This is a genomic window from Clostridium sp. MF28 (genome assembly GCF_002969175.1).
Classification (GTDB): domain Bacteria; phylum Bacillota; class Clostridia; order Clostridiales; family Clostridiaceae; genus Clostridium; species Clostridium beijerinckii.
On sequence record NZ_CP014331.1, the window covers coordinates 4,049,582 to 4,063,088 of the forward strand.

Sequence of the window (13,507 nt, forward strand, 5' to 3'; positions counted from 1 at the left end):
AAATTAAGGAATTAGATAAATTTATTGAACAAAATATTAATTTACTCATTTGTAATTTATGAAAAAGTCTAAATAAAGGATAATCTTTGTATGTAATCTTGCCGATATTATCCTTTATTTAGACTAATTATTATATAAAGTTCTGTATTATCTCAGCTATACAGTCTTTTTGCAGGCGCAATTATAAAAATTAATTTTGTAATTAATTTTATCAAGATTTCTTTGTAATTCAGCTATTTGGCTAATAACTTCTTCACGGTGTTTTATAAATATTTCTCTACGAACATCAATAGTATTATCACCTTTAAGGCATAACTGGATATATTCTTTGATTTGCTTTATAGGCATACCTGTATTTTTTAAACAACAAATAAGTTCAAGCCATTCTAAATCTTTTTCTTTAAAATCCCTGTTGCCTGACTCACTGCGATCCACAAATGGAAGTAAACCTTCTTTTTCATAATATCTAAGAGTGTGTGGACTTAAATGTGTTTTTTCAGCAACTTCAGCAATACTGTATCCCATAGTATTACCCTCCTTTAAACTGCATGATGTATTTTATAACTTAGAGTATACTCTAAGAGTAAGCATTTGTAAAATTGCATCAAAAAATTGTTTCTAAAATGAAAAGTTATAAATCATGAATATGGTATTATAAATAAAAATTACTTTTTAATTTTAGAACAATGACTTTAGTGCTGCAATAACGAAATTAACTTTTCATTTTAGCGTTTATTTTTCCAAAATATGTTGACTTAGAGTTAACTATAAGATGTAAAATATATATAGAACAATTTATCATATAAATTATCTATTTTAAGGAGGAATTACTTTGTTATATAGAGGGTTTGGAAAGACAAATGAAAAGGTTTCAGTTCTAGGATTTGGTTGTATGAGGTTACCTATTATTGATGGAGATACTACTAAAATTGACGAAGAAAAAGCTACAAAAATGATTCGCCACGCAATTGATGAAGGAGTTAATTATATTGATACTGCATACCCTTACCATGGAACAGGAATGGGAAATGGAGGGGAAAGTGAACCATTTGTAGGTAGAGCCTTAAAAGAGGGATATAGAGAAAAGGTGAATTTAGCTACAAAACTTCCTAGTTGGGCAATTAAGACTAGAGAGGATATGGATAAATATTTAAATGAACAATTAGAGCGATTGCAAACAGATAGAATAGATTTCTATTTAGTTCATGCTTTAAATAAAGGTTCCTGGGAAAATTTAAAGAAGTTAGGAATAGATGAATTTTTAAACTCAGCAATTAAAGATGGAAGAATAAGATATGCAGGATTTTCATTTCATGATAAGTTAGAAGTTTTTAAAGAGATAGTGGATTATTATGATTGGTCATTCTGTCAAATTCAATATAACTATTTAGATGAAGACTTCCAAGCCGGAACTGAAGGCTTAAAATATGCAGCAGATAGAGGTCTTGGAGTTGTTATCATGGAGCCGCTTAGAGGTGGAAAAATAGTTGGAAATCTTCCAGATGTAGTTACTGATACATTTGATAAAGCAGAAATTAAGAGATCTCCAGCCGAATGGGCACTAAGATGGGTATGGAATCATCCAGAGGTATCTGTAGTACTAAGTGGTATGAATGTAATGGATAATGTTACTGAAAATATTAGAGTGGCAGGTGAAGCTTTACCAAATTCACTAACAGAAAAAGAGCTAGAAATAATGGCTAATGTTAAAAAAGCATTTAAAGAAAGAATAAAAGTTAATTGTACAGCTTGCGAGTATTGCATGCCATGTCCAGCAGGCGTAAATATTCCTAAGAATTTTACATTATATAATGAGTATAATATATTCGTTACTCCAGCAACAGAAAAAGAACTTAAGGAAAGATATAATGGAGTAGCACCATCAGAAAGAGCAGATAAATGTGTTGAATGCGGTAAGTGTGAAAGCCATTGTCCTCAAGCAATCAAGATTCGTCAAGAATTAAAAAATGTTAAAACAATATTTGCATAAAGTAAAATATTACAATTCACAAAATAGTTTCTAGACAGTTGAAAAAAGATGATTACATTCCAAAAGAAGAAAAAAATTTATATAATTCAAAAGAGTATTTTTTCGATAATTAAGAAGATATAACATTATATAGATAAAAATAAATTTATTAAAATCATACAAATGAGTTAAGGAGTGAGCTAAATGAGAATATTATATTACGATTGTTTTTGCGGTATAAGTGGAGATATGAATCTGGCAGCGATGTTGAACTTAGGAGTTCCTAAAGAATATTTATTTAAAGAAATTTCAAAGCTTAATTTAAATTCTGAATATGATATACAAATTAACAGTTCTGAGAAACTTGGAATAACAGGAACAAGAGTAGATGTTATATTAAAAGATGAAGCAAATAATGTAGATAACATAGGATATAAAGATTTTGAGCGTTGTAGTACTGATATTATAGAAGATCACAGTCACTCTCACGTACATGATCAAGAGCACGATCATCATAATCATTCTCATGGTGAAGATGCTTCACATAATCATGAACACAATCATCCACATAGCCATGAACATGATTGTTCACATAATCACGAACAAGCTCATGTTCATAGCCATTCAGGAAATCACGAGCATCATCATAGAAACTTAAAAGATATAGAGAATATAATAAATTCTAGTGACTTAAGTGAAAAAGTTAAGAATTTAAGTTTAAATATGTTTATGAGAGTAGCAGAAGCAGAAGCAAAGGTACATGGCAAAACATTATATGAAGTACACTTTCATGAAGTAGGCACCATTGATTCAATTGTTGATATAGTAGGAGCTGCTATTTGTTTAGATTATTTAAAAGTTGATAAGATTATGGCATCTCATGTTCAAGTTGGTGGCGGATTCGTAAAATGTGCTCATGGTCTCATGCCAGTTCCAGCACCTGCGACCGTAGAAATATTAAAAGGCATTCCAATAAATGTTGGGGTAGTTCAATTTGAAACAACTACGCCTACAGGAGCTGCGATACTAGCTGAAAATGTTCAAGAATTTACTTCGAAAATAGATTTCTCTATAAAGAAAATTGGATATGGAATTGGACATAGAGATCTAGATATACCTAATGTTTTGAGAGTTTACTTAGGAGAAGACAATAGCTTAGAGAAGATAGAAGAACAGTATATATTGGAAACTAATATAGATGATATGAATCCAGAATTTTATGGATATATCGAAGAAAAGCTTTTTGATGCAGGAGCATTAGATGTTTTTAAAACTCCTATATTCATGAAAAAAGGAAGACCAGGAATAAAGTTAAGTGTATTAATTAGTGAAAAAATAGAAAAAGATATTTTGGACATAGTTTTTGAAGAGACGACATCTATAGGCGTAAGAAAATATAAAGTTGAAAAAATAATGTTAAATAGAGAGTTTTCAAAGGTAGAAACTCAGTATGGAGAAGTAACAATCAAGAAATCATATTATAAAGGTAACTTAGTTAAATATAAGCCGGAATATGAGGAATGTAAAAAGATTGCAAAAGAGAATAACATAACTATGGAAAAGGTGTATAGGGAAGTTTATAAGCAAACTTCGAATATTTATAATGAGTAATTCTAAAATCAAATTAAGAAAATAGAAATGCATTGGTGAGAGGCGGAAGAGATAGATGATTAATAATGATAAATATAGTGAACTAGTGAAATACCTTAAAGGATTAGGAAAAGTAGTTTTAGCATTCTCAGGGGGAGTAGATAGCACATTCTTACTTAGAGTAGCTAAAGAAGCTCTTGGAGACAATGTAAAGGCAGTAACGATTTTATCACCTTACATTCCTAAGTGGGAAATAGCAGAGGCTAGAGAATTGGTAAGGGAATTGGGAGTTCAACATGAAATTATTGAGGCTCCAATTATTGATTCAATTAAATTTAATCCGGAGGATAGGTGCTATCTTTGTAAAACAGCTGTATTCACTATGATATTAAATGTAGCAAAAGAACAAGGTTATAATTGTGTAATTGATGGGACAAATTTTGATGACATAAGTGATTATAGACCAGGTCTTAAAGCGTTAAAAGAACTAGAAGTAAAAAGCCCGCTATTAGAGTGTAAATTAACTAAAGCAGAAATAAGAGCATTCTCTAAAGAATTGGGACTTAACACTTGGGATAAGCCGCCTTATGCTTGCCTTTTGACAAGGATACCTTATGGAAATGAACTGAAAGTAGAAGATTTTGAAAAGATTGAAAATGCAGAAAAGTATATGATGAGTATAGGTTTTAGAGCTGTTAGGGTAAGATGCCACGGTGACTTAGCGAGAGTTGAAGTAAGTAGGGATGATAGAAGTAAATTATTTAATGAAGAGCTTTTAGATACTATTGCTGAAAAAATAAAAGAATGCGGATTTAAATATGTGACATTAGACTTACAAGGTTATAGAGTAGGAAGTTTTAATGAAACTATAGTGAAAAAAGAATAGAATCAAAAATAAATAAGAATATTTTGAAGATTAATTAAAGCGGTGTAAGAAGTTAGCAGAGAAAATCTTAGGAGGATAAAGCTAATGAACAAAGAAGAAATTAAAGAATTGTTAGAAAGTGTTAAAGATAACAAGTTGAATGTAGATGAGGCACTTGAAAAGTTAGAAGATCTACCTTTTAAAGATTTGGGTTTCGCGAAGATAGATAATCATAGAGAAATTAGAGTTGGCTATCCAGAAGTAATATACTGCGAAGGTAAGACTGTAGAGCAGGTTAGAGATATTGTAAAATTTATGCTTACAAAAAACAATAATATATTAGGAACGAGAGCCAATGAGGAAATGTACAATGCAGTTAAAGAAATATGTAAAGAAGCAAAATATAATAAACTTGGCAGAACAATAACTATTAGGAAAAATGAACAACCTCTTACGGAGAATTATATAGCAATTGTTGCAGCAGGTACTTCTGATTTGCCTGTTGTGGAGGAGGCATTTGAAACAGCTAGTATATTAGGCAATAGAGTTGAAAAAATAACTGATGTTGGAGTTGCAGGGATACACAGACTTTTTTCAAAATTGGATGTTATTAGGGGCGCAAAAGTTGTTATAGTAATTGCCGGAATGGAAGGTGCCTTAGCAAGTGTTGTAGGAGGACTTGTAGATAAGCCAGTAATAGCAGTGCCAACAAGTGTTGGATATGGTGCTAATTTCGGAGGAATTGCAGCCTTATTATCTATGTTGAATAGCTGTGCTAGCGGTGTTAGCGTAGTTAATATAGATAATGGTTTCGGGGCGGCATATAATGCTAGTATTATTAATAAGCTGTAGTTTTTTACAATGATTTTATATGGGTAATTAATATTTAAAATTCAGTATCCAATTGTTTAATTAGGAAAGAATAGAATTAACATCATAAATATAAAAACACAAGGGAGGAGAATTATATGTCAAAACTTTTTTCAAATTTTAAACTCAAAAATTTAGAATTTAAAAATAGAGTTGTTATGGCGCCTATGTGTATGTATACAGCTAAAGAAGATGGAATAGCCACTGAGTGGCATAAAATACATTATGCTACAAGAGCTTTAGGCGGAGTAGGACTTATAATCCAAGAAGCAACTGGAGTTGAAAGTAGAGGAAGAATAAGCGATAAAGATTTAGGAATATGGAATGATTCACAAATAGATGGCTTAAAGAAGATAGTTGATACATGTAAAAGCCTAGGTGCGGTTATGGGAATTCAACTTGGTCATGCAGGTAGAAAGTGTGAAATAAAGAATCTTGAGATTATAGGACCTAGTGCTGAAGCATTTAGTAGTGAATATAAAGTTCCAAAGGAAATGAGTAAAGAGAATATAAATGAAGTAATAAATGCCTTTAAAAGTGCTGCTAAAAGGTGTATTGAAATAGGATATGATATTATAGAGATCCACGGTGCTCACGGATACTTAATAAATCAATTTTTATCTCCTCTTACCAACAAAAGAAATGATGAATATGGAGGAAACTTAGAAAATAGAGCGCGATTTCTAAAAGAAGTAGTAAAAGCGGTTAGAGAAGTGTGGACAAAGGAAAAACCAATAATACTTAGGATAAGTGCTGAAGATTATTTAAATGAAGGAAATCATCCAGAGGATTTGGCTAAAATAATAAATTTGGTTAAAGAAGAAGGAATTGATATAATTAATGTAAGCTCAGGTGGCGTTGCACCAACTCCTGTTCCAATTAAGGTATATGAAGGATATCAGATAAAACTTGCAGAGATAATAAAAGAAAATACAGGACTTCCTGTAATGGCTGGAGGACTTATTATATCGCCTTATATGGCAGAGGAAATAATTCAAAATGATAGAGCAGATATGGTTTTCTTAGGAAGAATTCTTTTAAGAAAACCATACTGGCCGCTTGAAGCTGATTCAAAATTAGATGGTGAGGTAAAATGGCCTGAGCAATATGAAAGAGGTAAGTTCAGGAATAATAGATAACCATATTAATTGGCAATAGTTAATTTTATTAATAATTATTTGAATAAATTTTAATTTTAAAGCCAGCAGTATAAAATGAATTTAAATGTACACCATAATAATGAGGTGATACATATGGATAATAACAAAAACAGAATAAAAGATAGACCTAAATCTAATGCTGAACGTAGAAAAATAGATCCTAAAAATAATGCGGATTTAGGCATTATTGATGGAAAAAAGATAGGTGCGCCTCCACATAAAGAAAAGGATCACCTATAATATAAAGAGGATATATCAAAATGTTTTTATCTGTTTGATATATCCTTTATATTTTATATTAACAAGTATATAGATAGAGGGAAATTAAATTATTAATTTTTTATAAAAGCAATTATAATAGATGGTATATTACATAAGCAAAGGAGACTATAGAATGAAACTAGATTTAACAATATTTGAATTAGGAAAACTTTTAAAGAAAATAGAGGATAAATATGATTTGAACATATTAGTGAAATTAGCCTTGAGTGGTGGATGGGCTACAATAACTGGTAATGCTAATGTTTTAAAGTATCCAAATAATTCAAACTGTGGCTGCAATGGAAAAGACAACATTATAGATATAAGTGTAGAGCGTGATGGTAATGAGCATGGATCTGTAATAAAAATTACAGGCGCTAAAGATAAAAAGTTTGATATAGATATATCAAGTACTAGATACAAAGAATTACGTCCGAATAACTTAACTGTCAACAAAATAAAAATTAACGAAAATGAAAGTAAATTAAGAATTGATGAAAATATAATATTTACAATAGGTGCGTCAGTTGATGATATAAAAGAACTTATAGAAAACTAAATATATATATACAACATTAGCCAGCATAAAACAGTCTAAAATACACATAATATTAAAGAGTCAATAGGAAGAGGAGAGTGATATAAATGGACAACAGTATGAAAAAGAAACATACAAGCAAACATAAGACTTTAAATCATAATCCACAAGCAGAAAGCGTAAAATCAGTTTTTGGTGAGCCAAAAGCGAAAGATTCTGAATTTACTCCAAGAACTTTTGACTAATAAAATAGAAATTAAACATAGGCGCGATTGTATATATTATATAGTTATATTTCAGAATGATTTCTGAAATGTGAATTGTATAATATATACAATTTAATAGTTAAAGAAGGAATATTTTGAGTATAAAAAACTTAAAATATTCCTTTTTTAGTGCAAAAGAATTTAATGTTTTAAGGTATAAATTTGAAATATTATTAATTTATTTAATAATTAGTTATTAATTAGAAATATCAAAATATCTATATATTAGACAGGCTACAGGGAAAAACAAAATTATTATATGGATGTTATTTAATAAAGTTATGAAATAACACTCACTTAGTGATAAATTTGTATGGTTATTGTTTAGGTTTTTATTTAATAGGAATTAAACAGTAAGTATTTGAAAAAAGTAGTCATAATGTCTTTGTTTAATTGAATATATTTTAGTTATAAAGGAGGAGGAGTGTTTATGAGTATGAACTTTAAAGAATTTATAGAAACAGATAGAGAAAAGTCTAACACCCAAAAGTTTGAAGGAAGTTTTCTAGAATATTTAGATATTGTTAAGGAGAATCCAGAAGTTGTTAATCTTGCGCATAAAAGAATCTATGAAATGATTATGAGCAAAGGCGTAGAGGAGTTAAAAGGTGAAGAAAACCCTCGAGTAAGAAAAATTTATGGAAATGATTTAATAAGAAAATATGGCTTTTTTAAAAATGATTTTTACGGAATTGATAAAGTTATAATGAAACTTGCAAGTTATTTTAAATCAGCAGCCATGAAAGGTGAAGAATCAAGGCAAGTATTATATCTTGTTGGTCCAGTAGGAGCAGGTAAATCTTCAATAGTTGAGAGTTTAAAATCAGCTTTAGAAAGTTGTGAACCAGTTTATTCATTAAAGGGATGCCCAATGCATGAAGAACCTCTTCATTTAATTCCAAAGCATTTAAGACCAAAATTTGAGGAAATGTTAGGAGTACAAATCGAAGGAGATTTATGCCCAGTATGCAGGTATAAACTTGTTAATGAACTTAAGGGAGTTTATGAAGATTTTCCGGTTGAAAGAACAGGATTTTCTATTAGATCAAGAAAAGGAATTGGAGTAGTTCCACCTGTTGATCCTAATAATCAAGATACATCAATACTAACAGGATCAATTGATATTTCTAAGATGGATATGTACTCTGAAGATGATCCAAGAATTTTTTCTCTAAATGGAGCATTTAATGTCGGTAACCGTGGACTAGTAGAATTTATAGAGGTATTTAAGAATGATGTTGAATATCTTCATACAATAATTACTGCAACCCAAGAAAAATCAGTACCATCTCCAGGTAAGGGTTCAATGATTTACTTTGATGGAGTCATAGTTGCTCACTCAAATGAGGCAGAATGGAATAAATTTAAATCAGATCATACAAATGAAGCAATTTTAGATAGAATTGTAAAAGTTGAAGTTCCATATTGCTTAGAACTAGATGAAGAAGTTAAGATATATGAAAAAATATTAAAGAAGAGCAATTTTAAAGCGCATATAGCGCCACATACTATTGAAATCGCAGCGATGTTTGCAATACTTTCAAGGTTAACACCTTCAGCTAAAGTAGACGCGGTGACAAAACTTAAGATCTACAATGGAGAAGAGATTGTTGAAAAAGGAACTACAAAGAAGATCGATATTGGAGAACTTAGAGAAGAAGCCGGTCAATATGAGGGCATGAAGGGAATAAGTACAAGATTTATCATAAAAGCAATAGATAATGCACTTGCTGAGTCAGGATATGATTGCATAAATCCACTTAGTATAATGGAAAGTATAATAAAATCTGTTAGAGAACTAGATATTGCAGCAGATGATAAAAAGAAGTATTTAGGCTTTATTCAGGATAATATAAGAAAAGAATATAATAAAATTCTTGAAAGAGAAATTACAAAGGCATTTATTCACTCATTTAGAGAACAAGCTGAGAGTTTATTTAACAATTATATAGATAATGCTGAGGCATATGTAAATAAGACTAAGATAAAAGATGTTTCAACTGGTGAAGAACTTAATCCAGATGAAGAATTTATGAGAAGCATAGAAGAGCAAATAGGTGTATATGCCGCATCAGCTAAAGGCTTTAGATCAGATGTGACTTCATATATGTTCTATATAGTTAGGAAAGGCGGAAAATTAGATTATACTTCTTATGAGCCTTTGAAGGAAGCAATAGAAAAGAAATTAACAGCTTCAGTTAAAGATTTATCAAGAATCATAACTAAATCAAAGGTTAGGGATAAGGAACAAGCAGAGAAATATGATTCTATGGTTGAAGAAATGAAAAGAAACGGATATTGTCTTCATTGTTGTGACGTAATCTTAAAATATGCAGCTAATAACTTATGGAGGGATTAGATTAGCTTATGGCAATATTTAGAGATTACACTAACAATCAAATTGATCACGACAGATCCATAGAAGATAGAAGAAGGCATAGGCAACTTGTAGAAAAATCAATAAAAGAAAATTTGGGAGATATATTATCAGAAGAGAGTATAGTTGGAGAGAGTAAAAACAAAAAATTTAAGATACCAATTAAAGGAATTAAGGAATATCAATTCGTCTATGGAAAGAACTCTAAGGGAGTGGCTAGTGGAGTAGGTAACGAAAAAAGGGGAGAAAAATTAGGAAATGGAAATAAGAAATTGGCCAAAGGAAACCAGGGAGCTGGAAATGAAGAGGGTGATGATATATATGAAACAGAAATCACTCTCGAGGAGCTAATGGACTATATATCTGAAGATCTTAACCTACCTAATTTGGATCAAAAAAAATATTCAGAAATAGTTACTGAAACTAGCGGCAAGAAGAGAGGATATCAAACTCATGGAATAAGACCAAGACTTGCAAAAAAGAAAACAGTTATGTCAAAGATAGCAAGAAAACAGGGAAAGAAGAGAGCTTTAAAGGAATTAGAAAGTGATGAAGAGTTAGAAAGATTTCCTTTTAGAGAGGAGGATCTTAGGTACTATAGGGTTAAATTAAAACCTAAAAAAGATAGCAATGCAGTAATGCTATTTATCATGGATGCTTCTGGTTCTATGGATGTGACTAAAAAATATTTAGCAAGATCTTATTTTTTCGTGTTGGCAACTTTTCTAAAAAGAAAATATAACAATATAGCATTTGAATTTATATATCATACTACAGTTGCAAAGAGAGTAGATGAATTCGAATTCTTCCATAAGTCTGAATCTGGTGGTACTTATATATCTAGTGGCATTAATGAGGCATTAAAGGTGATTGAAGAGAAGTATCCTCCGGCAGCATGGAATATATATAGCATATACGCAAGTGATGGAGATAACTGGTCTGAAGATAATGAAAAAGCAGTTGCAGCGGTAAAAGATATATGTGAGGTTAGCAATATGTTCGGCTATGCAGAACTTTTACCATCCACATATACCACTACAATGTATCATAAGTTCAAAAAAGAGATCACTAATGAAAAATTTGTTCCTGTAATTATAAAAGAAAAGAAGGACTTATGGGATGCACTTAAGATTATGCTTAGGAAGGAGTTAAAGGAGGAATAAGAAATTGGAATATAGCTTTAGTGATATTGAAAAGTGGAATGAGAAAATAGAGAAAAAGGTTAAGGAATATGGGCTAGAATGTTATCCTCAAGAATTTGAAATTATAGGCTTTAATGAGATGATTGGATATGAAGCTTATGTTGGAATGCCTTCAAGATATCCACATTGGAGTTTTGGTAAATCTTATGAGAAAAGTAAAACACTTTATTCTTTAAATCTTACTGGCCTTCCTTATGAAATGGTTATTAATTCAGATCCTTGTTTAGCATATTTAATGAAGGATAATACGTTATTGTTACAGATATTAACAATGGCCCATGTATATGGGCATAATGACTTCTTCAGAAATAACAGATTATTTAAAGAAGGAACTAATGCTAAATATACTTTAGAAATGTTTAATTTAGATGCCAAAATAATAAGAAATTATATTGATGATCCAAGTATTGGATACTCGGAAGTTGAAAGAATACTAGATGCAGGTCATGCGATAAGGTATCAATCTAAAAGAACTGTTGGAGTTAAGGAACTGACTAACAATGAGATTAAAGAAAATATTTTAAAAGATTATGAACGCAAAAAAGAAAATAGAGATATTTTAGATCCTTATGAAGAAATTAGTTTACCAGATTTAGATAAGATTCCATTGGAACCTGTTGATGATCTCATGGGATTTATAATAAATTATGGTCAGTTACAAGAATGGCAGAAAACAGTATTAAGAATTGTTAAGAGAGAAACAGAATATTTTATTCCTCAAATTGAAACTAAAATTATGAATGAAGGATGGGCAAGCTATACACACTATAATATTTTAAAACAATTAGAATTGCCACAAGAACTACATTTAGAGTTCTTGAAAAGGCATAATGATGTAATAGCTCCTGCTATAGGCGGGTTAAATCCTTATTATGTTGGTTTCAAAGTATTTGAAGATATTGAAAAAAGATACGGAAAGGAAAAAATATTTGAAGTAAGAGAAATTGAAAGAGATTCTTCATTTTTACGACGTTATTTAACTAAAGAATTGTGCGAAGAATTAAATTTATTTCAATATAATCAAAGAACTTTTGATGTTGTCATTGAAGAAATTTCAGATGAAACTGGCTGGAAAACTATTAGAGATACTTTAAGTTATACTGCTGGTATGGGGAATATACCATATATTAGAGTTGTTGATTTGAATAAGAAGAATTATACATTGACCCTAGAAAATGTTTTCGACGGAAGACCACTTGAGCTTTCTTATGCAAAGGAAACGTTGAAGTACGTTCAAGAATTATGGGGGCATGATGTTAGGCTAATTACTAAATCAAGCGATAAGCAAGAAGTAATCTTAACTTGTAATCAGGAAAAGAAGATAATTGTATCCTAAAAGATCGGAATTATAAAAAAGTAATAAACAATATTTTATGATTTAAGCTAATAAGCATGTTTCATCATTATGAGTTAACTTATGAGGTAACCAAAAGTATAAAATGAATAGTTTATATATGAGAGAAAGTAATATTTTGGGAGACAAAGATGAACTTAAAAGGTAGTCAAACTGAAAGAAATTTATTTAAAACATTTGCAGGAGAGTCTAGAGCTAGAAATAAATATACTTTTTATGCTGAGAAAGCTAGGGATGATGGTTTCCTCTATGTTGCAGAGGTATTTGAAGCAACTGCAGGTAATGAAAAAGCGCATGCAAGAGAAGTATTTAGAAGATATTTAGATAGGATTAATAATACAAAAAATAATTTGATAGAATCTGCACTTAGCGAATCTGAAGAAAGTAAGGTAATTTATAAAGAATTTGAAGAAATTGCTAGAGAAGAAGGTTTTGATGATATTGCAGATTTTTATAAAGAACTTCAAGAAGTTGAAGAACATCATAAGGAGAGATTTTTAGATTTAGCTAAAAAACTCAAAGAAGGTAAGATGTTTAAATCAGATAGAGAAGAAGAATGGATATGTCTAAATTGTGGTTATATATACGAAGGTAAGGAAGCACCTATGAAATGCCCATTATGTAGATATCCAAGAGCATATTTTAGAAGATTATGTAATGAGGATTGTAAGTAGGGGGAAAACATATGATTTATGAATATCCTGAAGAATTTGTGGTTCCTGTGGTTTATGTAGAGGGTTTGAAAGAGAAGCCTATTAACAGAAGTTTGGAGTTTAAGTATTTTCAGATTGATGAAAGTATGACTCTTAGTGAAAAGCCGCAAGAAAATAAAATGTTTCAGATGAGCACGTACCATGATGAAGATATTTCAAACAAAGGAATGATGTTTTTAGATTTAGATGAAGATTTGCTTCAAAAACCTTGCCATGAAAAATATAAGTTTGATGATATAGTTGAAAGTGAAGAAGAACATTATAGCTCTAACAATATATTTAACGATATAGATAATGAATATGCTGATGGTGAAACATTAAGAATGTAATGTATTATTTGTA

At 30.4% G+C, this 13,507-nt stretch carries 14 protein-coding genes; 13 read left to right on the top strand and 1 reads right to left on the bottom strand.

Annotated elements, in window-relative coordinates; translation table 11 throughout:
- Nucleotides 1–156 precede the first annotated feature (156 nt).
- A complete protein-coding gene (locus AXY43_RS17860; RefSeq protein WP_065416017.1) occupies nt 157–525 on the bottom strand; it encodes a MerR family transcriptional regulator in 369 nt (122 codons plus the stop codon).
- 307 nt (nt 526–832) lie between these two features.
- Here AXY43_RS17860 and AXY43_RS17865 point away from each other — a divergent pair, with 307 nt between their 5' ends.
- From AXY43_RS17865 to AXY43_RS17915, 13 genes are all read left to right on the top strand, one after another.
- Nucleotides 833–1,990 carry an aldo/keto reductase gene (locus AXY43_RS17865; RefSeq protein ID WP_105411905.1) on the top strand — a complete coding sequence of 386 codons (1,158 nt, stop codon included), beginning with the start codon at nt 833–835 and terminating at the stop codon, nt 1,988–1,990.
- A 183-nt stretch (nt 1,991–2,173) separates the two neighbouring features.
- Entirely contained in the window at nt 2,174–3,580 is a 1,407-nt protein-coding gene (larC, locus tag AXY43_RS17870) for a nickel pincer cofactor biosynthesis protein LarC (RefSeq protein ID WP_105411906.1), read from the top strand.
- Nucleotides 3,581–3,635: 55 nt separating this feature from the next.
- Nucleotides 3,636–4,445, top strand: a complete 810-nt coding sequence (gene larE, locus AXY43_RS17875) for an ATP-dependent sacrificial sulfur transferase LarE (RefSeq protein ID WP_023973684.1) — start codon at nt 3,636–3,638, stop codon at nt 4,443–4,445.
- Nucleotides 4,446–4,529: 84 nt separating this feature from the next.
- Nucleotides 4,530–5,276, top strand: coding sequence for a nickel pincer cofactor biosynthesis protein LarB (gene larB / locus AXY43_RS17880; RefSeq protein ID WP_023973683.1), 747 nt, complete (start codon nt 4,530–4,532; stop codon nt 5,274–5,276).
- 116 nt (nt 5,277–5,392) lie between these two features.
- Nucleotides 5,393–6,433, top strand: coding sequence for an NADPH dehydrogenase NamA (namA, locus tag AXY43_RS17885; RefSeq protein ID WP_039770299.1), 1,041 nt, complete (start codon nt 5,393–5,395; stop codon nt 6,431–6,433).
- 114 nt (nt 6,434–6,547) lie between these two features.
- Nucleotides 6,548–6,694, top strand: a complete 147-nt coding sequence (locus AXY43_RS28045; protein WP_011967911.1) for a hypothetical protein — start codon at nt 6,548–6,550, stop codon at nt 6,692–6,694.
- Between the two features lie 154 nt (nt 6,695–6,848).
- On the top strand, nt 6,849–7,274 hold the full coding sequence (locus AXY43_RS17890; protein ID WP_039770298.1) for a hypothetical protein: 426 nt from the start codon (nt 6,849–6,851) through the stop codon (nt 7,272–7,274).
- A gap of 86 nt (nt 7,275–7,360) precedes the next feature.
- Nucleotides 7,361–7,498 (top strand): CPC_1213 family protein, encoded by a 138-nt coding sequence (locus tag AXY43_RS28050; RefSeq protein ID WP_017212516.1) that lies wholly within the window; start codon nt 7,361–7,363, stop codon nt 7,496–7,498.
- A gap of 457 nt (nt 7,499–7,955) precedes the next feature.
- Nucleotides 7,956–9,878, top strand: a complete 1,923-nt coding sequence (locus tag AXY43_RS17895) for a PrkA family serine protein kinase (protein WP_023973680.1) — start codon at nt 7,956–7,958, stop codon at nt 9,876–9,878.
- A gap of 8 nt (nt 9,879–9,886) precedes the next feature.
- The gene (gene yhbH / locus AXY43_RS17900) at nt 9,887–11,059 is read left to right on the top strand and encodes a sporulation protein YhbH (protein WP_011967915.1); all 1,173 of its coding nucleotides are present in this window, start codon (nt 9,887–9,889) and stop codon (nt 11,057–11,059) included.
- Between the two features lie 4 nt (nt 11,060–11,063).
- Entirely contained in the window at nt 11,064–12,434 is a 1,371-nt protein-coding gene (locus tag AXY43_RS17905; protein WP_077867739.1) for a SpoVR family protein, read from the top strand.
- A 149-nt stretch (nt 12,435–12,583) separates the two neighbouring features.
- Entirely contained in the window at nt 12,584–13,126 is a 543-nt protein-coding gene (locus tag AXY43_RS17910; protein ID WP_011967917.1) for a rubrerythrin family protein, read from the top strand.
- Nucleotides 13,127–13,137: 11 nt separating this feature from the next.
- Entirely contained in the window at nt 13,138–13,494 is a 357-nt protein-coding gene (locus tag AXY43_RS17915) for a hypothetical protein (RefSeq protein ID WP_077867740.1), read from the top strand.
- Nucleotides 13,495–13,507 lie beyond the last annotated feature (13 nt).

Excerpts from the sequence above, each read along its gene's own strand:
- AXY43_RS17860 (WP_065416017.1), bottom strand. The coding sequence starts at position 525 with ATGGGATACAGTATTGCTGAAGTTGCTGAAAAAACACATTTAAGTCCA.
- larC (WP_105411906.1), top strand. The coding sequence starts at position 2,174 with ATGAGAATATTATATTACGATTGTTTTTGCGGTATAAGTGGAGATATG.
- larE (WP_023973684.1), top strand. The coding sequence starts at position 3,636 with ATGATTAATAATGATAAATATAGTGAACTAGTGAAATACCTTAAAGGA.
- larB (WP_023973683.1), top strand. The coding sequence starts at position 4,530 with ATGAACAAAGAAGAAATTAAAGAATTGTTAGAAAGTGTTAAAGATAAC.
- namA (WP_039770299.1), top strand. The coding sequence starts at position 5,393 with ATGTCAAAACTTTTTTCAAATTTTAAACTCAAAAATTTAGAATTTAAA.
- AXY43_RS28045 (WP_011967911.1), top strand. The coding sequence starts at position 6,548 with ATGGATAATAACAAAAACAGAATAAAAGATAGACCTAAATCTAATGCT.
- AXY43_RS17890 (WP_039770298.1), top strand. The coding sequence starts at position 6,849 with ATGAAACTAGATTTAACAATATTTGAATTAGGAAAACTTTTAAAGAAA.
- AXY43_RS28050 (WP_017212516.1), top strand. The coding sequence starts at position 7,361 with ATGGACAACAGTATGAAAAAGAAACATACAAGCAAACATAAGACTTTA.
- AXY43_RS17895 (WP_023973680.1), top strand. The coding sequence starts at position 7,956 with ATGAACTTTAAAGAATTTATAGAAACAGATAGAGAAAAGTCTAACACC.
- yhbH (WP_011967915.1), top strand. The coding sequence starts at position 9,887 with ATGGCAATATTTAGAGATTACACTAACAATCAAATTGATCACGACAGA.
- AXY43_RS17910 (WP_011967917.1), top strand. The coding sequence starts at position 12,584 with ATGAACTTAAAAGGTAGTCAAACTGAAAGAAATTTATTTAAAACATTT.
- AXY43_RS17915 (WP_077867740.1), top strand. The coding sequence starts at position 13,138 with ATGATTTATGAATATCCTGAAGAATTTGTGGTTCCTGTGGTTTATGTA.